Source organism: Methanobrevibacter oralis (genome assembly GCF_001639275.1).
Taxonomy (GTDB): domain Archaea; phylum Methanobacteriota; class Methanobacteria; order Methanobacteriales; family Methanobacteriaceae; genus Methanocatella; species Methanocatella oralis.
Genome location: NZ_LWMU01000002.1, coordinates 1 through 1,181, shown reverse-complemented (window position 1 = coordinate 1,181; position 1,181 = coordinate 1). Strand labels below are relative to the sequence as shown.

Below are 1,181 nucleotides of genomic sequence, written 5' to 3'. Positions count from 1 at the left end.
GACTTTGTTGAAATCCTGTATTTACAGTTGAAATTTCACATCGAGTTTATTTTTTTTCTATTTTAAACTCTTATTTTTGGTGTTTTATGATATATTTATTTCTATTTTATTTACATTTGAAATATTACATGGTGTTTTTTAAAAAAAGATTTTAAAAAGTTATTTATAGTAAAATGGAGAATATATATTTATATGAATAATAAAAATAAACATTCTCCAAGTATAGTTAGGTTTTCTGAGCATAAAAGTCTTTTGGATTTTGGCTTTAAAAAGCAAATAAAAAAATTTTTTAAAAAGTATAAAAATCAATGTAAAAGCGATATTAAGTCAAATGAACTGGTGAAATTCATTGAATTTACTTATAGCTATTCTATGATTGCTTTAAATAAGTATTCATCTAAGTATTCTAAGAAATTATATTCTCAACCTGCATTATTTACGATTGTTGCTTTAAAAATTTATTTAAATATGACTTATCGAGAAATAATGGATTTTGTATCATTTTCAAGTGGTTTGAGAAGTTATCTTAAAATTAAAAAATCACCAAATTATTCTACGCTCCAAAAATTCTTTAAAAAATGCCTACTGACATGTTTGAAAGAATAACCGAGCAAATTATTCGACATTTAAGAATTAAACCAAAATTAATTGCGCTTGATGGTACAGGTTTCACTAATGACTATGCAGACAAATATTATGTGCAAATTAGGGGAAAAGAAAGAAAAAGCTTCACTAAATGCCATGTTGTAGTTGATGTTGATAGCAGAATAATCCTTTACTCACAAGCGACAAAAGGTCCAAGACACGATACAAAATTCGCAATAGCTGCAATAAGAAGTTTAAAGAAATATTATGTTGATTATATAATAGCTGACAAAGCATACGATACAAATAAAATAAGAGAATGTATAAATGAAGAAATAAATGCTTCAGACCAAATACCTCTAAAATCCAACTTCAAACATGGATGGTACAGAAGATTAAGCCTAAAAACCTTTGATGAAGAAATATACTCCAGAAGAAACAACGTAGAAAGTATTTTCAGCGTAATAAAAAGAAAATTCTCAGGAACAAATAAAAGTAAACATACAAGACTACAAAACAAAGAAACAAGACTCAAAACAGCAATATACAACATCGATAGAGTAGTAAAAATTTTAAATTAGGATTTCAACAAAGTC

General features: G+C 26.0%; 2 protein-coding genes. Both read left to right on the top strand.

All coding sequences use genetic code 11. The features are described 5' to 3' along the window. Window positions 1–192 precede the first annotated feature (192 nt). A complete protein-coding gene (locus MBORA_RS10925; RefSeq protein ID WP_063720048.1) occupies window positions 193–606 on the top strand; it encodes a hypothetical protein in 414 nt (137 codons plus the stop codon). Continuing rightward, window positions 591–1,166 (top strand): transposase, encoded by a 576-nt coding sequence (locus tag MBORA_RS00015; RefSeq protein ID WP_082853360.1) that lies wholly within the window; start codon window positions 591–593, stop codon window positions 1,164–1,166. Before MBORA_RS10925 ends, MBORA_RS00015 begins: the two co-directional genes overlap by 16 nt. The last annotated feature ends 15 nt before the right edge of the window (window positions 1,167–1,181 follow it).

Coding starts and splice junctions, on each gene's coding strand:
- MBORA_RS10925 (WP_063720048.1), top strand. CDS start 193: ATGAATAATAAAAATAAACATTCTCCAAGTATAGTTAGGTTTTCTGAG.
- MBORA_RS00015 (WP_082853360.1), top strand. CDS start 591: ATGTTTGAAAGAATAACCGAGCAAATTATTCGACATTTAAGAATTAAA.